A 20,944-nucleotide genomic window follows, 5' to 3' on the forward strand; every position below is an offset into this window, starting at 1 on the left:
GTGCGGATGTCTTTTCGGTAACGGGAATCCGGTCAAGCCGCGATGTGCAGCAGGGAAGGTTCGAAGCCGGCTTCGCGGAGGACCTCGTCGGTGTGCTGGCCGATGCGCGGGCATGGCCGCAGCTCCGGCTCGGGGTCGGCCGAGTAGCGGACGGGGCGGCCGATGACCCGGTAGGGACCCTCGGTGGGGTGCTCGGCGTCGCGCAGCAGGCCGCCTTCCCGGGCGTAGGCGGTGGTGGCGGCGGATTCCAGGTCGAGGACGGGGGCGGCGGCGATGCCCGCTCGGTCGCAGAACTCCTGCCATTCGGCATTTGTATGGCGTGGTGCCAGTTCCGCGAGCAGTGGATAGAGCTGGTTGGCGTTGCAGGCCCGGTCGGGGCCGGTGGAGAAGCGCGGGTCGGCGGCCAGTTCCGGGCGGCTGACGAAGGCGGTGAAGTCCCTCCAGTTGCGGTCGCTGTGCGGCAGGATGCACATCCAGCCGTCGGCGGTGCGCAGGGCTCGGCGCTGCGGGCTGAGCGAGCGGGCCGAGCCGAACTCCCCGTCGGTCTCCAGGGCGGCCGCTCCCAGGTGCTCGACCAGGTTGAAGGCGAGCATGGTGTCGGCCATCGGGACCTCGATGTGCTGTCCGGTGCCGCCGTGCTCCCGGTAGTGCAGCGCGGCCAGGACCGACTGGGCGATCTGCATGCCGCAGATCTTGTCGGCCAGCACGGTGGGTACGTAGTGCGGGTGGCCGGAGACCTTGTGGTTGAGCCAGACCAGGCCACTGGCCGCTTGGATGATGTCGTCGTAGGCGGCGTGCGTGCCGTAGCGGCTGTCGCTGCGGAAGCCCTGGGCGTTGGCGTAGATCAAGCCGGGGTTGGCGGCCTCGACGTCGTCGTAGCCGAGGCGGAGCTTCTCCAGGGCCTGCGGGCGCAGGTTGGTGATGAAGACGTCGGCGGTGCGCAGCAGGGCGAGCAGGGCGTCGCGGCCGTGCGGGGCCTTGAGGTCGATGGCGGCGCTGCGCTTGTTGCGGTTCAGGTTGAGTGCCGGGCCGCCCATGCCGGGGTGGCGCCGTGGCGGGTAGTGGCGCGTCATGTCGCCCGTGGGCGGTTCGACCTTGATCACGTCCGCGCCCAGGTCGCCGAGTTGCTGGGCGGCGTACGGGGCCATGATCACGCTGGCCAGTTCGATGACGCGGACTCCGGCGAGGAGTCCGTGGCCGGACGGGCTGTTCGCTTTCCCGGACATCTTCCGGTGCCTCCTGGGGTATCGGGTGGGGCGGACGAACGGTGGACTAACGCCACTGGAGCGCGGCGGACCCGAGCGGGGAACGCCGGCCGGGCTGGGGGACCGTGCGCCCGCTGTACGCGAACGGTGTCGCCGGTTCGGTGAGCGGGCCGAAGTCGGTCCCGGTGGTCGACAGCGCGGCGAACGGCGCGCGCCCGGGACGGGGCAGGTCGCGCACATCCTCACGCGCAAGGAGCCCGAGTTCCTGTACCCAGTGACACACCCCGGCCAAGGTCACGCGTATCCGCCAGGAACCGCCCTCAGTCGCACGTCGGCGCAGGACCGTTGCGACGGCGGCGGCCCCCAGATAGGCGGCGAGGTAGTCGTTGAGCAGGTACGTCGGCGGTAGCGACGGCCGGTCGGTCCACTCCTCGATGGCAAATCCGGTTGCCGAGCAGGCGAGTTGGTCGAAGCCGCCGCGTTCGCCCCAGGGGCCTTCGGCGCCCCAGGCGTGGTATTCGAGGGTGATGAGTCCGGGGCGGCGCCGGATGAGTTCCTCGGCCTGCGCCCCGTGCCGGGCAAGTCCCCGGTAGGCGTGCGCGAAGACGTCCGCGTCCTGGAGCGCGTCGTGGAAGGCCGTACGGTCGTGAGCGTCGCGCAGGTCGCAGTAGGCATTGCGCTTGCCGCCGCCGGTCATCGCGATCATCGGGATCGGGTCGGGGCGGTCGGGGCGCGTCAGGTGCAGCACGTCGGCGCCGAACTGTGCGAGGAGACGCGTCGCGACGGGGCCGGCGATGACATGGGTGAGATCGAGCACCCGTATGCCCGTGAGGGCCTCATCGGCCTCGCCGATCGGCTCCAGGGGCCGGACCGGCCCGTCACCGACGCATTCGATCTCGACGACCGGGCGCCGCGCGACATGCCGCCCCGCGGGGTGCGCGAGCCACTCGTCCCGGCTGCGCACCACGCAGGCGACGCCGCCCCGCGCGCAGATGGCCTCCTCCAGCGTGAAGGCGTCCCAGTCGGCCGCGGCCTGCGCGATCCCCACCTTGTCGAGCCGGCACCTCAGCACGGAGCCGACCGCGTCCCGCAGATGCGGATAGGTGGTGATGATGAAGATCCATCGGCCGTCGCGCGCCCGGTAGAAGTCGTTGTTGCCGAGCAGCGTCGGATCGTCGAGGAGAGCGCCGAGCGGGCGCCCCGAGAGCGTGGTGTGGTACGTCGCCATGAGCTGGTCGATCGCGGCTCCAGCCTGCACCTTAATCCTCTGGTGCGGGTGGCCGCGCTGTTCGCCGAGCGTCGCCGTCTGCCGCCCGAAGACCCCGATCGCGGCGGACATGGCATCGGCGAGGTGGTGCACCGAGGGCACCAGGGGATCGGCCCCGACGACGGTGATGTCCTCGGCTCCCCGGGCCGGATCAGGGTCGCCGAGAGTGTGCAGCAGCTGGGAGACGATCTCGCCGGTGGACGGCGGAGGCGTCGGCTCGGCCGTGGTCAGCGTGTTCGAAGTCATGCCGGGATGCTCGTTCCCCGTACTGCACGGCGCCCGGATTCACGGATATCCGTGAACTGATGCGGACGTCAGGTCCGCCTCTCCTGGATGTGCGCGAGGAGCCGGGCCGCCGCCCGGTCCAGGCGCGGCCGCTCCGAGCGGCCGTGGCGCCGGTGTATCAGGGCGAGGGCTCCCGTGACGACGGGGCCTTCGGTGACAGGGATCGCGAGTGCGCTGGCCTCGGGGTCGGCCAGCCCCTCGCTGCGGCTGATCCGTGACGCGCGGATCGCCGGAAGAGCGGAGCGGAACTCGGCGACCGCCTCGGGGTCGTGGCAGGCGAGCTCGTCGAGCAGTCCACGGCGCTCCGCCTCGTCGGTGAAGGCCAGCAGCAGTCGGCCCGCGGCGGTGCGCAGGAGCGGCCGAGCCATGTGCTGGTCGGCGAGCGGCACGAGGCGGGGAATGTGGTCCTCGCCGCCACGCGCGAGGTACACAGCGTCGAGCCCGACCCGCACCGTGAGCAGCACCGGGGTACCCGCGACGCGGCTCAGTTCGTCGAGTTCGGCCTGACTGATCCGCGGGACGACCCGGCCGGCAATGAGGTTGAGGACGTGCGGGGCGGGTCCGAGCCTGAAGCGCCGGTGCTGTTCCAGCAGGAAACCGGTCGCGACAAGGCCATTGACCAGATCTTGCACCGAACTCGCCGGCGCCTCGACCATCCGCGCCAACTCGGCCACGGTCACCCCGCCCGGCGCCCGTGCGGCGGCCTCCAGGATCCACACGACCCGGTCCACCGTACGGTGACGCCGACGCTGGCCGTGCTCGCTCATCCCGCCCGCCTTGTCCTTCTCGTGGGTCGCCGACCGCTCGGGTCGACACGACTCGTCGATCCTTTCCCTCACCGCCCCCGACGATCAAGTCGGCCCTGACCCCGGCCCCCGTAGACGCCACAAATCCGACAGCAGATGGGGGTTCACGCGACGACGGAGCGGGACCGTATCCGGGGCACCCCGCACGCCCTGGAGCCAGACCTGAACCGCGTCGAACCGGACGCCGGCAAAGGGACAAGATCGTGAGACAAGTTGCCGTGGCCCCTGGATGAGACACACCGAGAACACGCAGTCCGCCCTCACGGAACGGAACATTCCAATTGAGGGCCTACGGTTGGAGCGGCGAGGCGCGTGGCGGTCTCCAGCAAGCGGCGGTGCTCGGCCAGCGGGAGGCGGTCGACTTCGCTCAAGTCGAGTAGGTCGCTGTCGAACGGGAGCGTCGTTCGTTGGGGGTTGGCCAGGTTCAGCAGCCAAGCGGCGGCCTCGTCGACGACGAAGCCCAGAGAGCGTGAACGACTGCCGAACACGGACGCATCCCCCGATAGCAGGGTCCCGCCCAGCCCTATCGGGGCCAGAGGGCTGACCAGGCGATGGAAGAATCGTTCCAGAACCTCTGGCCCGAGACGCTCCCGGGCCCGCGGGAGCGAAGCGAGGGAGCGAGCGGAACCGGCCAGAAGTAGACAGTTCCAAGTCATCTATGCGGAACGTCGCGAAGCGGGACGACTCGAAGGTGCGACGGCGCGATCCGGGCCACGGTCGTGCAGATGAGACGGATGTTTACCGCCCGGTGCCCGGGCAAGTCCCGGAGCCCGAACGGGAGCGTTTGGAGGCGCCCGTGGAGGCGACTCCCTTCCGTGCTGCTTTGGGTATTCGGGCGAACACCAAAGGAAGCCAGTGGTCTTGGGGCTTCCTTTGTTTGTTCGCCTTGGGTGTCTTCTCTGGCCCTGCATGTGTGACCTGCGAGTTCACGGGAGGTTGTGCCTGCGACCTCACCCCCCTTTGCGTGATCGTTTTCAAGGTGGGTGCCGGGAGGTGGGTTGGCTGGGCTTGCGCCGTGGTGTGGTGTGGCGACGGGGGTTCATGTCCCTTTCGCGCGCCTTGACACTTTTTCAGGAAATCTTAAGACTTCGGCGCGTCCGCCCTGTACACAGCAGGTTGCCCCGAACCCCCAGGGGGCGGCGCAGGGCGGGCGCCAAGTCCACGTTGTACGCGTCAGGTCGCCCCTGCGGGGGTGGAAGGGTTGTTGAAGCACGATGCACACAAGTCACACCACTCCCGCACGTGTTCGGAGGGCCCTCACGCGAGGGGTCGTTGCCGCCACCGCGCTGGCCGCGGTCACGGGTATAGCGGTGCCGGCCACTGCTGCCGCCGCACCGTCACCAGCGGCGAGCCAGGGCGCTGATATAGGCACCAGTGAGACGGAGCGGGTCAAGGCGGCGGCCGTGGTTGGCCTCGACCCGACCCCGGACGTGATGCTGGTCAATGACCGGGACTTCATCTTCGCGCTGTGGGAGAAAGCCCGCGATGCCGGGGAGCGCTTGACGGCGGTGCGCCTGGCCGCCGAGGAGGCCATGGCCAGCACGGTGGCCGAGGACCATGTGCGGTTCATTGCCACCGGCATCCACCAGGCGTTCGAGGTGGACAAGCAGCGTGAGCGGGAAAGGGCAGATGCCGAGCGCGCGAACCGGCAGGCCAAGGCCCAGGTGCTGATCGCGGTGGGTATCCCGGTTACCCCGGAGCTGCTGGGGCTCAGTGATGACAACTTTATCCGCAAGGTCATGAAGCACCCCGACGCCGGGCCGGAGGTCAAGGCCGCGGCCGCGCGTGCTCTGGCTGGTGGGCCAGCTGAGTGGCGGGAGTTCATCACCAACGGGGCCCGCGAGGCGCATGACCGCGATGTGGCCAAGGAGCTCAAGGAGCTGGAGGAGAAGGACCGCGAGGAGGCCCAGCGCCGCAAGGAGCTGGCCGCCCGCACGAAGACCGCGGCACTGTTCGGTATCACGCCCACCCAGGCCATGCTCGCCCTGGGCGACGACAACTTCATCCGTGAGCTGGTCCGCAGTGCACCGGCCCGCTTGAAGGGCTCCGATCTCCTGGCCGCGGCCCAGCATGCGGTGCTCAGCTCTGATCCGGCGGACTGGAAGCAGTTCCTGTACACCGGTGCTGAGCAGGCCTACAAGCGCGATGCCGAGGCCGCGCGCAAGAAGACCGCCGACGCCAACCGCAAAATGGTGCTGACGATCCAGGCAGCGGCCAAGAGGACCGGTATGTACCCCAACCTGGTTGAGGCAGCTGCGAAGGCGCTGGCCGGCAGCGACGAGGACGTCGCCGAATTCCTCAAGCCGGAAAACCAGATCCGGGCAGCGCGGCAGTCGTTCAGGTCGGGCGACCCCGACCTGGCCGACGACCCCGGCGGCAGGTTCACCTGGTACATCCGCCAGTCCAGTACGGACGGTGGCGCGGCCTTCGTCGCACCTGTCGGCGAAGCGAGCAAGCAGTCCGTCCGTGAGGACGCCACCTGGGTCGTCAGGCCCGCGCTGAACGGCCAGGGCGGCTGCTACTCCTTTGAGTCGGTGCGCAAGCCTCACTACTACCTGGCGGCCCAGCCCAACCTCCAGGTGAGGATTTCCCCCGAAGACGGCAGTGCAACATTCCGTAAGGACGCCACCTGGTGCGCCCGCGAGGGCAGGTGGGGCATGGCCTTCCAGTGGGCCGGCAACTCGGAGTACGCGTACTGGCTGCAGTCCCGGTCCGGTGACCTTTACCTGACGCGCGACTACGCCGCGAGATTCGAGCCTGAGAGCAACTGGCAGATCTTCCCGCCGCTTGCACGCTGACTCGCCGCGACCGCACCCCTCCTCTGAGAAGAACGGAAATCGATGATGTCTCGGACTTTCCGGACCGCGCTTACCGTCGGCGTTAGTCTCGCCGCACTGACCGGCAGCGCGAGCACCGCGCACGCCGCCCAGGCCACGCCCCGCGCCTCTACTGCCGTGCCGTCGGTTGTGCAGTTCCAAAATGAGCACAGCGGCAAGTGCCTGACCATTGCAGGCGGCAGCCTGGGCAACGGCGCCAACGCCGTCCAGCAGACGTGCGCCGACGATGCGGACAACCAGGCCTTCGAGCTGACCCCAACCGGCAATGCGACCTTCATGGTACGGGCGGTGCACAGCGGCAAGTGCCTCGAAGTGGAGAACAGCGGCAAGGGGGACGGCGCGAACGTCCAGCAGTGGTGGTGCTCCGAGGGCCCACAGATGCGCTGGCGGCTGGTCATGGTCGACACCACCAACAAGCTCTACGAGCTGCGCCCCGCGCACGTCGACGACCGCTGTGCGGGCATCGCCATGTCCAGCAAGGACGACGATGCGAACGTACTGCAGTGGACCTGCAACCAGACCACACCCGAGCACTGGCGGCTCAAGCCGGTCATGGCCTGACGGTCTGCTGCTCGGTTCGCCGAGCGGCCGCGACACGATACCGAGCCGCGTTGTAGCGGTAACCCCCAACGGAAAGAAACGGAAGTTCCACGATGTCCCGGACCATCCGAGCCGCGCTGGCCATAGCTGGCAGCCTTGCCGCGCTGGCCGGCAGCGCAACCACCGCCCACGCAGCAGGGGCTTCCTCGTCCGCGGACAGGGTCCAGACCGCCAAGGACGCCGCCTCGGGAAAGGGCCAGATTGTTCGGCTCCAGGCTGCTCACAGCGGCGAGTGCCTGGGTATCGATGACCCTAAGACGGGCAACGGTACGGGTGCACTGCAGTGGACCTGCAACGACGGCAAGGCGCAGCAGTGGCGCGTTATTCCCACCGTCGGCTCCTCCTTCGTGCTGCGTAACGAGATGAGTGGCAAGTGCCTCGAGGTGGAGAACAGTAGTACCCAGGCCGGTGCCCGCGTCCAGCAGTGGGACTGCAGCGGCGGTGGCCCCCAGTTGCGCTGGCAGATGCTCCTCATCGACCCAGCCAAGGGGCTCTACCAGCTGCGCCCCGCCCATACCAAGGACCGTTGCCTGGACATCGATCACGCTCAGCAGGGGGATGGCGTGCGGGCCCAGCAGTGGTACTGCAACCAGACCGATGCCCAGCTGTGGCGGATCCGGCCGGTCAAGTAAACCACCGGCTTCACACCGCATGAGCGCGGTGGAAGTAACCGAATGCCGCGGGGGATGAAAGCTGCGGAAGCGCTTTCATCCCCTTCGTGGAAGTAATTGGCTGCCTTCTTCCGGCGAGAGGGGCGCGGCGTATGCAGCCCTGTCTCTTCCTGCCGTACGTGGCCTGTCGGAAGTTTCTGTCTCTCAGGGGGCTTTGAGTGAGTCGTACATGGTGGGCTGTGCAGGCATTGACGGTCAGCGTGCTGGCCGGCGCGAGTGCTGCCGCGTCCGTCGCACCGGCATGGGCACAGGCCTCGCAACCGGTCACCGTCTCGGCCGACGAGCCGTCCGGCCCGCAGTCTGGTCGCCGGTCTGACGGGCTGTCGGGTATCTCGGCTGCGGAGGCCGCGCAGGCGCGTGAGCGTGTGCGGGCGATAGCGATGTCGTACCTGCCGGCCGAGATACGGGTGTCGGCGTGGAATGCGCTGCGCAGTGCGCGGGGGGATGAGGCGATTGCGCAGTGGCTGGCTCCTGGCGGCGGCTATGACTTTGCCAAGCAGTGGGCCAGCAGTACCCGGGCGAGGAACAAGGCCTTCTGCGAGCGGGTGGTGCGCACCCATACCAGGGAGTTCTCTCCCGAGGTGCGCCGGGCGGCGGAGCGTGCGCTGAAGGGCTCGGCGGCCGATCAGGCGGCGTTCGTGAAGACCGGGTATGCCCAGGCCAAGGAGCGGGACCGGGTGGCGCGGGAGGCTGGCGCCGTCCACCGGCAGGAAGTCGCCGACCGGGAGCGGAACTTCGTCCGTGCGGTCGCGGAGAGCGATCCGGGTGAGCAGGTGCGGGTTGCAGCGCAGTGGGCGCTGCGGGACGGCGCTGGTGATGGGGATGTCGCGGAGTTCTTCGGTTACGGCTGGATGAGCGGTGCGGCGCTGGACCTGGCCGGCTACCGGATGCGGGTAGCGGACGCCGGCATCGGCCAGCACCGCATCCTGTCGCGTCTGATCAAGGAGGCGGAGGCGGCCGAGGCGGCGGTGCAGGGCGCGGCCGATGCCGCCAAGGCCCGGGCCGAGGCCGGACGTGCCTGGAAGGCGGTGTCCGAGCACTCCCGTGTTGCGCGCAAGGCGTGGCTGGCCGAGCAGGCCGCCGCGAAGGCGCAGGCGGAGAACTGGAAGAAGATCATCCAGGCCGCAGCGGAGACCACGGACGGGCTGTGGAAGAACATTGCCGGCCAGGCCGACGCGAACCAGGATGCCTGGGCCACGGAACAACAACAGGCCGACCGACAAGCGGCGTTCTGGAAGGACATGTCCGACCGGGCCCAGGACGCCGAAAGCCACGTCACGCCCTGATCTCGTCAAGGCCCGTCATCGTGGACCTCATCAGCGCTCCTGCCGTTTCCTACCGCTTCTGCTGTGGTGTCAATCGTCCCTGCTCTGCGCGTACATGCAGGGCAGGGAGCTCTTTACATTTTCCGTTCACTGAAGGGGGTTGTTTCCCTTGATAGGTAGATTCCGGCCGTGGGCTGTCGGCCAGCGACGTGGTCGTGTGACCCAGGTGGCGACGAAGGCTGTGTCCACGGCGGTGGTCGCGGCGATGCTGGGCGGCCTGTCGGCCCAGGCCGCTGCCGCCGCCCCTGCTCCTTCGCCGTCTGTTCGCCAGGGTGCGTTCACCCAGGCTCTGTCCACCCTGGACCGTGCAACCGCGTCGCTGCCGAAAACAGGCTCCACGTCAGCTCCCGCTCCACCGTCCAAGTTGGAGCGGATGAGCCGGGACTGGGACCGGGAGATGGTGGAGACCTACGCGGAGTTCGACGAGTTCGAAGAAGTCCGCGAGGCCGCCAAGAAGGCCCTGGAAAGCAGCGATCCGAACGCGATCCGGGAGTTCCTGGAACACGGTATGGCCGAGGCCCGTAAGCGGGCCCAGGAGAAGAAGGACGACACCGACACCGGCAACCGCAAGAAGATCGAGGCGATGCGCGGCACGGGCGGGCCGCACTTTAACGCCGAGGTCGAACGCGTTCTGGGACCCAAGGCCACGGCCAGGGACCGTGCCGACTTCCTTGCCTTCGGCGCCCAGATCGCCCGAGAGCGGGATCAGAAGGACGAACAGACCGCCAAGGACCGCGCGGCCGAGATGCGCAAGCGTGTGGAGATGCTGGCGGGTGCCGGCGGACCGGAGGTACAGAAGGCCGCCCGGGCCGCGCTGGCAGACGGCAGCGACAAGGCGATCGAGGAGTTCCTGGAAAAGGGCTACCAGACCGCCGCGCAGAAGGACGCCGACGACCGGGCCGCGCACGAGAAGGCGCTGAAGGAGGCCCAGGAGGCGGCGGAGAAGCTGCGGGACCTGGCGCAGCGGACCGCCCGCGCGGCCAAGGCGCGTACCGAGCTGATCGCCGTTCACGGGGATGCGGTCAGGGAGCTGAAGACAGCTTCCAACGCGATGACGCAGGCGGCCGCGGCCGCCCGTGAGGCTGACCGGATGCTGTCGGCCGACCGGGCCGGCAAGCGCCTGTCGGACTACGGCAATGTGAAGGCCGAGGTCGCCCGGCAGGTCAAGGACGCCGGTGATGCAGCCTGGCGTGCCAAGGTGGCGGCTCTGCAGGCCAAGGTGCAGGCCGACATTCTGGTGGAGACCGGGCTGACCCACGGCATCCAGTGGGCCGAGGTCGCCTATGGCATCCAGGCCGCGGCGGAGGCGGCGGCCAAGGCCGCTCAGACCGCCCAGCACGCCGTGGACGCCACCGAGGCCGATGCCGCGGCGCTGAACTCGAAGAACGCCGCCCAGGCGCATGAGCAGCAGGCCAAGAAGTGGCGGGCCAACGCCGAGGAGCAGGCCAGGGCCGCAGCGCAAATGGCTGCTGCCGCCGAGCGGCAGGCGAAGATCGCAGCCGATGCGGCCGCCCGGGCCAAGCAGGCCCGCATCGATGCGGAGCAGGCCGAAACTCAGGCGTGGGAGCATGCCAAGCAGGCCCGCCAGGCCCGCCTCGAGGCCGAACGGCAGGCCAAGATCGCCGCCGAACAGCGCGCGATCGCTGAGCGTGAGCGCAACTTGGCCGCCCAGGCGAGGGCACGTGCTGAGCGGGAGCGGAATGCGGCTGCGGCGGCACGGGCCCGTGCGGAGGCCGAGGCACGTACAGCGGCAGCACTGCGGGCACAGGCCCAGGCGGCCGCCGCACAGGCAGCATCGGCACGCGCCAGTGCCGCCGAGAAGGCAGGCGTCGCCGCCCAGGCGGACGAGCGCGCCCGTGGCGAGGAGAACAACGCCCGCGAGGCGCGGAACAAGGCGTTCGAGGCCGAGCAGAACCACCAAGCCAAGGAAGCACGCGCTCAGGCGACCGAGGCGATGGCCGCCTCGGGCCGTGGCACCGCAGCCGCCGGCGAAGCCAACGCCGCCGCCCAGGCAGCGCGAGCGGACGCCAACGCCGCCGGGGCAGCAGCCAGTTCGGCCCGCAGTGCAGCCGACGGATCCAGCGCCGCCGCCATGAGATCCCGCGCGGCGGCCACCGAAGCCGCCGGGCACGCCGCCCGGGCACGGGCCGCAGCGGCCGAAGCCACCGCGCACGCAGCCAAGGCCAACGCCGCAGCCAACAAGGCCGAGGCCGCCGCCGCCAAGGCGAACGCTGCGGCGAACAAAGCCGAAGCCGAAGCCGCCGCCACCCACGCCGCGGCCCAGCGTGCCAACGCCAAGGCCGCCGAGGCCACCGCCCAGCAGGCCCGCGCCGGCATCGCCGCCCACGAGTCCGCCCGCCTGGCCGGAGTGGCCGCCCAGCACGCCAACAACGCCCTGCAGGCAGCCAACCGCACCAAGGACGAGGCAAGCGGGGCGGCCCAAGAAGCCGCGATGGCCCGCATCCAGGCCACCACCGCGGTGCAGGCGTCTTCGGCGGCTCGTAACACGGCAGCTGGTATCGCCGATCCCGCCAACACCGCCATCGAACTGACCGCTCCCTTCTCCGGCGCGGACATCGACGCCGACTTCACCACCGAGGTCGCCAAGGCAGCCCAGGAGATCGGTCAGGAGCAGGTGGCCTCGGCCGAGGCTAAAGCCACCGAGGCACTCAAGGCCGCCCAGGCCGCCGAGGAAGCCGCCCAACGGGCAGGCGCCCAGGTCGCCCCAGCCTTCAAGGCCGCCGCCGACGCCGCCCACTCCTCCGCCAACGCCGCACGCTCGGCCGCGGCGGCGATGAAGTCCGCCGCCCAGGCCGCCGAAGACGGCGCCAAGGCCCGGGCCGCGGCAGCCTCCGCCAACAAGGCCGACACCCAGGCCCAGGCAGACGCTAAACAAGCCCGCCAGGCCGCCGACCAGGCCTACGCCGACGCGGCAGCCGCCCGTAAGGCCGCCAACGAAGCCGAAGCCGAAGCAGCCCGCGCCCGCGGCGCCGCCGCCGAAGCCCAACAGCACGCCAACGCCGCCAACAGCGCCGCCAGCCTCGCCGAACACGAGGCCACCGTCGCCCAAGGCGCAGCCGCCCAAGCCGAAAAGGACGCGGCCGACGCCAACAACCTAGCCGCCTCCGCCGAAAAACACGCCAAGTCGGCAGAAGAAGCAGCCAAGAACGCCAACACCTACGCCCAGGAAGCTAAGAAGGCCGCCGAAAAGGCCGAGGAATACGAGCGCGAACAAGAACGCAAACGCCGCGCAGAAGCCGCCAAACAAGCCGGCAAGAACGGCACCCGGAAGTTGGCCTCACAGCAAGAAGAGGCCCTCAAAGAGATCGGAATGACGCCCGAGGAGTACGAGAACGCGCGCAAGATCGACGGAAAGTCAATTGGTGACTTCCTGATCGAAAACGGCGGCGAGATCCTCAAAGAACTCATCGGCCTCGATGACATCGAGAAGTGCTTCACCGAAGGTAACGTCGAAAGCTGCATCTGGACACTCATCGGCGCCCTCCCCTGGGGTAAGGCCGCCCAGGTCGTGAAGAAATTCCCGGAAGTCTCCAAAGCCGTCTACCGTTCCGTCACCGGATTTGGCAAGTTCATCCGCGAGTCCTCTGCGGCAAAGAAGCTGCTCAGCAAGGGCCAGGACGCCATCGAAAATCTCTGGAACAGGCTCGGGACATGCAAACGCAATAGCTTCACGGCCACGACCCCGGTCCTGATGGCCAACGGCACATACAAACCGATCAAGGACGTCCAGGTCGGACAGCAGGTTCTGGCCACCGAACCCGAAACCGGAAAAACAGAGGCACGAGCCGTCACTGACGTGATCACCGGCTCGGGGCAGAAGAACCTGGTCGAGATCACCATCGATACCGATGGCAAGGCCGGGAACGCTACAGGAACGGTTAACGCCACTGACGAACACCCGTTCTGGGTAGACAATCAGCGGCGCTGGTTGGACGCCAAGGACCTCAAAGCAGGCGACCGGCTCCGGATCCCCAATGGCGAGTTGCGCGAAGTTGTCAACACTCGCGCTTGGAGCGGCACCCGCACCGTCTACAACCTCACCGTTGACGGCCTCCACACGTACTACGTACGGGCTGGAAACACGCCAGCACTGGTACATAACGCCACAGCATGCGACATCGGCGGCTTTAAGAATGGGTTTAAGCCAGACGAAATCATTGAAATCAACAAGAAATATGGAGGGGGCGACCTGCAGCACGGTCACCCCCAGAGTATTCTGCAAAATGCAGACCTGTGCAACAGCTTTTGGGAGAAAACAGCGGTCATCGTCAAAGAGATCGCCGGTGGTCACATGTTCGGCAACGGGAATAAGCGAACCGCCGTCGAAGCCGTACAGATGATAATGGACCGAAATAACATCACGAGCGGCCCAACGACCGATATGCTGTGGAGCGTGGTTGACAAGGTCGGCGATTCGACGAATCCGAATCACACGAAGGATCTAAAGAAAATCGCGTCGATGTTGCGAGGGTTCTGATGAGCAATCAAGCCATCAACATTGAGCAGCTCATGGAACGCCTGGGAGATTCCGGCGTGACAATACTCCTCAAGGTTGATCATGAGAGGACGGCGGAGAGGCGCAAGCCCTGGACGATCGTCATGTCCGGACCGAGTATGGGGGAAGGCGAATTCCTTCACACCGATTGTCACACCCTCGACAATTGCCTGGAGTACGGGCTTGGTGAGCTGCGCGCCGGCCCGGGCGACTGGAAGTGGCTCGACGGACTTAACAGCGTCGATGTTGAGAGGCTTCTGCTTCTGATGGGAATTCAAGCCATCATCGACATTGAACAGCTCATGGAACGCCTGGGAGATTCCGGCGTGACAATCTGCCTCAAGATTGATCACGAGAGGACGGCGGAGAGGTGCAACCCCTGGGCGATCAGCATGTCCGGCCCGGGCGTGGGAAATAATGAAGGCATTTACGCCGAATTTCGCACCCTCGCGGATTGTCTGGAGTATGGACTTGGCGAGCTGCGTGCCCGCCCAGGCGACTGGAAGTGGCTCGACGAGCTTTTCTAGCATCAGGCCTCGACGCCCTCTCTCTCGATAGCAGAAGCCCCACTGGAGTTGAATCCAGCGGGGCTTCTGTCTATGTTGGGGTAACGCCCGGGGCGGGTCTTCTCGGCTGTCTCGCTGATGAGGCCGGGATGGATGACGAAGCAGTTCGTCACAAACGCCTGGATGCTGCCGGGGAGTTCGGCCAGGCAGACCTACCACATCTGACGCGCTCGACCCATGGGGATATAGCAGTGCAGCACGGTCGGATATCCCTGTGTGCCGGTCCGACTGCGCTCTCGCTCGTCCTTGGGATGTGGGGCATCACGCGTGAGCACAGCATGTGGCGGGATGAGGCGGCGACCTGGCAAGCGGCGCATCGGTCGCTGGCCGGGATAGGGCACATGCTCGGCCAGGTCGACGTCGTCCACGGCCTGTACTACGCGGTGATGCACGGGGTGTTCGCCCTCTTCGGTGACAGCCTGGTCACTCTGCGGCTGCCCTCGGTCCTCGCCACCGCCGGCGCATGCGCACTGACGGCGCTGATCGGCGCCAGGCTCTCGGGGCGCTGGGTGGGGATCGGGGCGGGGCTCGCCCTCGCGGTCATTCCCGCGGTCCAGGAGTACGCCCAGGAGGGGCGGTCCTACGCGCTTGTCCTCGCCTCCGTGGCGCTGGCGACCTGGCTCCTGGTAGGCGCCCTCGAGCGGCCGAGCGCCCGGCGGTGGGCCGGGTATACGGCGGCCGTCCTGATCGCCGCGCTGCTCAACTGGTTCTCGCTGCTCGCGCTCGTCGCGCATGCCGTCACTGTGGTGTACGCCCGCCCGGGCCGAGTCCGATGCACCAGGTGGGCGCTTGCCGCCGCCGCGGCTGTGGCCGGGGCCCTGCCGCTGGTACTGGCCAGCCGAGCCCAGGCCGATCAGGTCTCCTGGATCAAGCCACTCGGCTGGTCGACGGTGCTCGGCGTGGTGATCACCGTGACGATCGCCGCTCTCTGCACGCGCCTGCCGCACGCGCGCCTGGCGGCAGGCCTGCGGGAGGATGTGCCCCGCGCGCACGTGAGCCTGGCGGCCGTCGCGCTCCCTCTGTGCGCGGTGCCGCAGATCGGCCTGGCCATCGTCTCCCTCGTCAAACCCCTCTACATCACCCGCTACGTCCTGTTCGCCTACATAGGCCTCGCACTTCTCATAGGCGTCCTCCTGGCCACGATCGCCTCCCGCATCAAGACACACCCCCGCGTACTGCTCCCCGCCACCACTGCCCTGGCCCTCCTGGTGCTGCTCCCGACCGAGCTCCGGCTGCGTACGGTGGACAGCCGTGTCGACGACGTACTGGCCGCGGCCGCCATCGTCGGCCACACGCACCCAGCTGCCGACGGCGTGCTCTACATTCCCGCAGCCCGCCGGGACACCGCCCTCGTCTCACCCCATCAATTCGCCGGCCTGCGAGATCTCGCCCTGGCCCAGAGCCCGGTGGAGTCAGGCACGCTGAAAGGCATAGAGGCTGGACCACGCGACATAGAGCGAGCCGTGCTGAGCGCCCAGCGCATAGTCCTCGTCACCGACCCCGGACCCGGCCACGCCGATTCTGCACGCGACCGCGCCAAGCAACGCACCCTCGACGAACACTTCGTATGCCGCTCGGTCAGCGTCGAGCGGGGCCGCCAGGTGAGCGTCTACGAACGAACGAAGTGATCCGGGGCACTCGCTGCGGAGGATCGACTCGCGTCAGGAGCCCCCTGCAGATGCTCGTCGACCACCTCCGGTCACACCCCGACCAGGCATTCACCGCCACCCGCATCAGCCGCATCATCGGGCGCCATCGCCAACACCTCGGGAAGCCGAACGGTCAGGGAATCGCCGGTCAGGCAGTGACCCGCCTTGGCAGTTCTGGCTCCGTCTCGGCCGTGATCGACGTGTAGGCGGCCCACCCTGCCTCTTTGATCACTGCTGGGCTGCCGGGGCAGTGCAGCGTGTCGCGGCCGCTAGCAAGCGGCGGCGTCCGGGCAGAGGGAGGCGGTCGACTTCGGCCAGTCGGGCGAGCACATCTGGGTCGAACGGGAGCGTCGTCCGCTGGGGGATCGCCACGTTCAGCAGACAAGCGGCGGCTTCGTCGACGACGAGGCCCAGCGAGCATGGGCGACCGCCGAGTTGGTCGCGATCGCTGAGCTGGACGACGAGCGTGGCAAGCAGGTCATGGAGGTGTGGGACGACGGCGTCGTCCGGATGCTCTGCCAGATAGGCGAGGGCCTCTGTGAGCAGGCTGTGGACGGCATAGTGACCGTGCGGATGCATGGCTACTTCTCCTTACCTAGGGGCGGGTTGCCGATGCGGCTGCGCCGGGATACCCAGACGTGCGATCCGGGGCGGGGGCCGCCCGCGCGTCCGGGCGGCCCTGGCTGGCTTAGGGGCGGGTGAGGGTGACGGGGTCGGTCCCTGGGGCAGGTCGGTGTTGGCGTGGAACGGGTGCGGGGTCGGCGATCGCAGTGCATAGACACCTCAGGGCGCTAACTCGTCAAGCGGCGACCGCGAGTTTGGTGGGGAAGGCCGTACCTTCGTCGAACAGCCTTCGCTGCTGCAGACAGTGATAGAGCATCCCCAGCATCCGATTGAAGAGGTGCCTTTGGGCTGCTGCGTGCCAGTCTCCGTGGTCGTCGCGTCGGCGCCGGTAGTGGGCCTTGGCGCCGGGTGAGGCGGTGATCGCGGAGAAAGCCCATAGGTATCCGGCATGGTTGAGCCGGTCGTTCTTCACCCATCGCCTGGTGATAGACGACTTCTTCCCGGAGGCCCTGGTGATGGGCGAGGAGCCGGCGTATGCCTTCAGACCGCGGGCGTCGGCGAAGCGGTTGCGGTCGTCTCCGATTTCGGCGAGCACCCGGGCGCCGAGCTGGATGCCGAGGCCAGGGAAGCTGAGAAGAATGTCAGCGTCCGGGTGCTGAGGGAAAGCCTCTTCCACCGCCTTGGCGAGGTCGTCGGCGGCGGTGCAGGCGGCGTCCAGCTGGACGAGCAGGGCCAGCATCTGCTTGCCGAGCGCATCCTCGACCAGCGGGGGTTGATGGGCCCAGCCGGCCCGGAAGACCTCACGGAGGCGTTCGGCCTCAGTCACGATGCCGCGTTTGCGGCCGGCCCGCTTCAGGGCGGCCTGGAACTGGGTGTGGGTCAGCCGCGCGGCGCGGGTCGGCGTCGGGGCGGCCTTGAGGATCTCCCGGGCCTCGGAGCGACACAGCCCGTTTTTCCAGGGCTCGAAGGCCGTCAGGGCAGCTGGGTAGTACTCCCGCAGCAGTGAGCGGAGCTGGTTGGAAATCTGCTGTCGATTCCAGGTGCTGTCCTGCTGTGCGCGGGCCAGGACGGCGACGGCGCGGGCCAGATCCGAGTCGTTCGGCAGGGACCGGTGGGCGTGCATGTCCGTGCGGAGGATGTTGGCGAGAACAAGGGCATCGCCTGGGTCGGACTTCTTGCGCGAGACGGAGTGACGGTCGCGGTAGCGAGCTGCGGCCATCGGGTTGATCGCGAACACCTTCCGCTTCCCGGTCCGCAGCACAGCAACCAGCAGACCGCGGGAGGTCTCGATCGCGACCGGGATCGGATTCTCCTCGGTGTCGCCGTACTCCGCGAGAAGGTCCAGAAGGATCCGGTAGCCAGCGGCGTCATCAGTGATGTGCCGCTTGGCCACCAGCTGGCCGCTGTCGTCGACCAGAGCGACGTCGTGCGTCCTTTCCGCCCAGTCGATACCGCAGTAGATCAACTTGCCCCTCCCTGAGCAATGAGTGTTTGCGCTGGTCACGAGCGCATGCGGGCCACGCAGCGACCTAATCCCAGGACTCAGCACGAGTGCCGGTCCACCACCTCAGTAGCCGTTCGTGGCACCAGCGCACCCCACGGGGCCTCGGTCTATGTGGGAGCTCAAGCGGCTCGGGCGATTTGAGAGGTCACCGCGCGGCGGGCTCGTACCACGAAGAGCAACGAGCGAGTACAGCAGGTGGTGGTCACGAGGACGCCGAACGCCGCCGCTCTATGCAGAGGCGCAGTTACGCCGGGGCTCGGAAAGGCATCCGTCCGGCGCCCACGCGACCACCACCATCAACACCAAGATCGTGCACCGCTCTAACGAAAGGCACCAAAGCCCGGCTCGGCGAAGGCATCACGATCCCAGTGCTCGAACAGCCCCACCTGGAAACCCGCGCTGGAAGCCGTCCTTAACAAGGGATTAGGGCTCGGATGATGTGGGCGGGGGTGTGGGGGTGGGCGGTGGCGTGCCAGAGGCCGGTGTCGTCGTTCGTGCGATGGGCAGCCAGGAGCCAGTTCGTGCCGCCGTCATCGAGTGCATCGGAGGGGAGGCTGACGACGATCGCTTGTTCGTCGGGTGCGTACCACGTGTACTTGTGCTGGGTGAGGTCGCGCATCCATCCGGCCGTCAGCAGCGGTGTGGTTGCTTCTTCTGGCCGGCCTGGGGGCTGCAGGTAGTGAGGGCGGCCATCGGTGCCTGGGGTGGCGACGAACGTGGTCAAGGCGGTGGCGAGTGCTGTGGGGAGTTCGGGTGGGGTGTGAGGGGAGAAGCGGACTGACCATGTCGCTGCGTGGCCGGGACCGAGGCGGGCGGTGAACTCCCAGTTCCCTGCGGGGCTGTTCCTGCATCGGGGCCGGCTGCCTTCGGGCGTGTGGAGCGCTTCGAGCAGTCCTTGGGGGTCGTGGTGACTGAGTACGAGGCAGTGCCCGAAGAATTCACCACGCCAGCTGTGGTCACGTAGACCTTGGATGAGGGCGCTGGTGGCCGGGCCGTCCGGGCCTGCGAGATAGCGGGGAGCGACCAGAACGGGTCGCGTCGATGCGCGGTGATGCACCTTGAACTTCCCTTCGTTGAAGCGGGTGCTGGTCGGTGATTCGGTTATCGGGGTTAACGCGGTCGGCCCGGCGGGGGCGTATCCGCGTGTGCGCGGCCGTGGGGCGCGGCCCCACAGCCAGCATGCGGCGCGCGGTTTGAGCCGGGCGGTCCGGAGGGCCGCCCCGGGCGGTGCCGGGGCGGCCCCAGGGGGTCATGTGGTGGTGGCGAGGGCGGTGGTGGCGGCCTTGCCGATGGCGGTGGCGGCCTGGGCCGGGTCGGTGAGTTCGAGCAGCGTGGTGCCGGGCAGGGGGCGGGGGCCGGGGTCGAAAGCGAGCCATAGCACCGCACATCCGGCTTGCCGTAGGGCGGTGATGCGTTCGGTGGCGTGGGTGGCTTCGTCGGGGTGGTAGTAGCCGTCGGAGGCGATGACCAGCAGGCGTTCCGCCCCCGGTTGGGTGAGGCTGAGTGCGGCGGTGAGGGCGTCGGTGGCTTCGGCGAGGCTGTGGCCCAGCCCGTTGGCGTTGAACTGTGTCACGCGTGCGGGGGCGCGTCCGGGTGCGGTGATGGCGGTGATGGCCTGGTCGTAGGCGACGGTGGCGGTGCGGGAGTCGGGGTCGGTGAGGGCTGCGGCCTTGGCAAGGATCCAGGCGGCCGAGGCGATCGGGGCGGTGGCGGATCCCATGGATCCGGAGACGTCCACGGCGATCCCGACGCGCAGTGGTGGGGTGGGGTGGGGGCGGTGGGTGGTGCGGGTCCAGGGGGTTGCGGTGGGGGTGACGCCTGCGGCGCGTTGTGCGTCGCGGGCCAGGGCCTGGCGCATGTTGAGGCGTCCGGGCGGGGCGGCCGAGGCGGTGGTGGTGGCGGTGCGTTCCCGGTAGGCGGCAGCCCTCAAGGCGCGGGCCAGTTGCCCGGCGGCGGCCTTCTCCGCAGGGGCCGGGGCGCGGGTGCCGGTCACCGGTGAGCGGCGGCGGCCCTTGCCGGGCTTGTTGCCTGGGGTGTGCGGGCGGCCGCCGGGGGCGAAGACCTTCTCGGCGGTCTTCGCGGCCTGCCGCGCCTGCTGGGCCTGGGCGGCCTTGGCCTGTGCGCGGGCCGCGCGGGCGGCGGCAACCCGGGCTTCGGCGGCGGCCTGCGCGGCCTCGTTCGCCCGTACCTGGCCGACGACCTTGCCGATCGCCTCGGCCAGCTCGCCCTTGCGGCCACCTGCCGGGCCCGTGGGTGGTTCGGGTGCGTTGGGTTGGGCGCCGAGGGCCTGGCACCAGGCGCGGGCGTGCTCCATCATCGTCTGGCCGTCCCCGTCCGCCGTGCTGTGGGCGGCTGTCCAGATGTCGGCGAGGGTTTGGAGGAGGTCGGGGCCGAGGATGCCGGTGACGGTGGTTTCGAGGGTTTCGGTTTCGTCCGGGTCGAAGAGTCCGGCGTCGCGGCGGGCCAGGATCAGTCCGGCCGCCAGGGCTGCCTGCCAGCGGTCGGTGGGGGTCTGGGCGGTGAAGTCGTCCAGGACCAGGGTGTGGATCGAGGCCCGCAGGTAGCGGCGATCATCCGGGCGACGGCCCAGGTGGGCATGTTCGGCGCGGGACTCCTCCAGCACCTGCGCTGCGGTGTCCAGGGCCGTTCCGCGCAGTGGGGGTGGGGTGAGCCAATGGCTGTGGGCGGCGTGGGCCGCCTCGTGCACCAGCGCACCCCAGGCCACCGGGTAGCGTTCCTCATCGCCTGGGCGCTCGGGGCGGATGGTCGCCGGGTTGACCGGGGCGAAGAGGGTGGCATCGATCTCCAGCTCGGCCAGGGTGGGGTAGAAGGCGGCCGGTGCGCCGGAGCGAGTGCCCACCTGGCAGGTGACCAGGACGTCTTCGCGACCGGTGAGTTCGGGCAGGCGGCCGCTGAGGGCTGCGCCGATGCGTAGCCAGTGGCTGCTGTGGGTGGGGGTGCGGGGTTCGGGGATGAGGCCGCCGTCGTCCTCCCAGCGTGCGATGGCTTCTTCGGCTTCGGACAGGGCGGGTGGAGTGGGCTGGACGTGGCTGTGCAACTGTGCAGCCATGGCAGGGTTCCCTTCACGCGAGGGTGATGTAGTGGTGTGGGTGGCGCGGAGGTGGGCCGTTGGGGCCCGGCGGGTGGCC

The 20,944-nt window shown here is 68.6% G+C and carries 16 protein-coding genes and 1 pseudogene; 8 read left to right on the top strand and 9 right to left on the bottom strand.

Annotated features, from left to right (window positions below; genetic code table 11):
- Nucleotides 1-32 precede the first annotated feature (32 nt).
- The 4 genes from ACFY12_RS07420 to ACFY12_RS07435 all read right to left on the bottom strand — a co-directional run bounded on the left by ACFY12_RS07420 (nucleotide 33) and on the right by ACFY12_RS07435 (nucleotide 4,051).
- A complete protein-coding gene (locus ACFY12_RS07420) occupies nucleotides 33-1,226 on the bottom strand; it encodes a CaiB/BaiF CoA transferase family protein (protein WP_390714774.1) in 1,194 nt (397 codons plus the stop codon).
- Between the two features lie 46 nt (nucleotides 1,227-1,272).
- A complete protein-coding gene (locus ACFY12_RS07425; protein ID WP_390714775.1) occupies nucleotides 1,273-2,718 on the bottom strand; it encodes a CoA transferase in 1,446 nt (481 codons plus the stop codon).
- Nucleotides 2,719-2,786: 68 nt separating this feature from the next.
- Entirely contained in the window at nucleotides 2,787-3,596 is an 810-nt protein-coding gene (locus ACFY12_RS07430; protein WP_390714776.1) for a helix-turn-helix domain-containing protein, read from the bottom strand.
- 227 nt (nucleotides 3,597-3,823) lie between these two features.
- On the bottom strand, nucleotides 3,824-4,051 hold the full coding sequence (locus ACFY12_RS07435) for a hypothetical protein (protein WP_390714777.1): 228 nt from the start codon (nucleotides 4,049-4,051) through the stop codon (nucleotides 3,824-3,826).
- An 822-nt stretch (nucleotides 4,052-4,873) separates the two neighbouring features.
- Between ACFY12_RS07435 and ACFY12_RS07440 the strand changes: the two genes are divergently transcribed.
- The 8 genes from ACFY12_RS07440 (at nucleotide 4,874) to ACFY12_RS07475 (ending at nucleotide 15,933) form a co-directional block, all read left to right on the top strand.
- Nucleotides 4,874-6,361, top strand: coding sequence for an AbfB domain-containing protein (locus tag ACFY12_RS07440; RefSeq protein ID WP_390714778.1), 1,488 nt, complete (start codon nucleotides 4,874-4,876; stop codon nucleotides 6,359-6,361).
- A gap of 42 nt (nucleotides 6,362-6,403) precedes the next feature.
- The gene (locus tag ACFY12_RS07445) at nucleotides 6,404-6,961 is read left to right on the top strand and encodes an RICIN domain-containing protein (protein ID WP_390714779.1); all 558 of its coding nucleotides are present in this window, start codon (nucleotides 6,404-6,406) and stop codon (nucleotides 6,959-6,961) included.
- A gap of 92 nt (nucleotides 6,962-7,053) precedes the next feature.
- Entirely contained in the window at nucleotides 7,054-7,632 is a 579-nt protein-coding gene (locus ACFY12_RS07450; RefSeq protein WP_390714780.1) for an RICIN domain-containing protein, read from the top strand.
- Between the two features lie 218 nt (nucleotides 7,633-7,850).
- Complete coding sequence (locus ACFY12_RS07455; RefSeq protein ID WP_390714781.1) at nucleotides 7,851-8,957, top strand: hypothetical protein; 1,107 nt, start codon at nucleotides 7,851-7,853, stop codon at nucleotides 8,955-8,957.
- Nucleotides 8,958-9,153: 196 nt separating this feature from the next.
- Nucleotides 9,154-13,494, top strand: a complete 4,341-nt coding sequence (locus tag ACFY12_RS07460; RefSeq protein ID WP_390714782.1) for a polymorphic toxin-type HINT domain-containing protein — start codon at nucleotides 9,154-9,156, stop codon at nucleotides 13,492-13,494.
- Nucleotides 13,494-14,039: a hypothetical protein gene (locus ACFY12_RS07465; protein ID WP_390714783.1), complete on the top strand. Its 546-nt coding sequence runs from the start codon at nucleotides 13,494-13,496 to the stop codon at nucleotides 14,037-14,039. The genes ACFY12_RS07460 and ACFY12_RS07465 overlap by 1 nt, the downstream gene beginning before the upstream one ends.
- A gap of 290 nt (nucleotides 14,040-14,329) precedes the next feature.
- Nucleotides 14,330-15,706: a glycosyltransferase family 39 protein gene (locus ACFY12_RS07470; RefSeq protein WP_390714784.1), complete on the top strand. Its 1,377-nt coding sequence runs from the start codon at nucleotides 14,330-14,332 to the stop codon at nucleotides 15,704-15,706.
- Nucleotides 15,707-15,756: 50 nt separating this feature from the next.
- Nucleotides 15,757-15,933 (top strand): hypothetical protein, encoded by a 177-nt coding sequence (locus ACFY12_RS07475; RefSeq protein WP_390714785.1) that lies wholly within the window; start codon nucleotides 15,757-15,759, stop codon nucleotides 15,931-15,933.
- Between the two features lie 22 nt (nucleotides 15,934-15,955).
- Here ACFY12_RS07475 and ACFY12_RS07480 read toward each other — a convergent pair whose 3' ends face one another.
- The 5 genes and pseudogenes from ACFY12_RS07480 to ACFY12_RS07500 form a co-directional block, all read right to left on the bottom strand.
- Complete coding sequence (locus ACFY12_RS07480; protein WP_390714786.1) at nucleotides 15,956-16,306, bottom strand: hypothetical protein; 351 nt, start codon at nucleotides 16,304-16,306, stop codon at nucleotides 15,956-15,958.
- Nucleotides 16,307-16,526: 220 nt separating this feature from the next.
- Complete coding sequence (locus tag ACFY12_RS07485; RefSeq protein WP_066940567.1) at nucleotides 16,527-17,756, bottom strand: IS110 family transposase; 1,230 nt, start codon at nucleotides 17,754-17,756, stop codon at nucleotides 16,527-16,529.
- A gap of 451 nt (nucleotides 17,757-18,207) precedes the next feature.
- The gene (locus ACFY12_RS07490) at nucleotides 18,208-18,519 is read right to left on the bottom strand and encodes a DUF317 domain-containing protein (protein WP_390715077.1); all 312 of its coding nucleotides are present in this window, start codon (nucleotides 18,517-18,519) and stop codon (nucleotides 18,208-18,210) included.
- 3 nt (nucleotides 18,520-18,522) lie between these two features.
- A pseudogene (locus ACFY12_RS07495) lies at nucleotides 18,523-18,852 on the bottom strand (DUF317 domain-containing protein); the annotation flags it as partial.
- 192 nt (nucleotides 18,853-19,044) lie between these two features.
- Complete coding sequence (locus ACFY12_RS07500; RefSeq protein WP_390714787.1) at nucleotides 19,045-20,865, bottom strand: VWA domain-containing protein; 1,821 nt, start codon at nucleotides 20,863-20,865, stop codon at nucleotides 19,045-19,047.
- Nucleotides 20,866-20,944 lie beyond the last annotated feature (79 nt).

It is taken from the genome of Streptomyces sp. NPDC001339, from assembly GCF_042895955.1.
Lineage (GTDB): Bacteria > Actinomycetota > Actinomycetes > Streptomycetales > Streptomycetaceae > Streptomyces.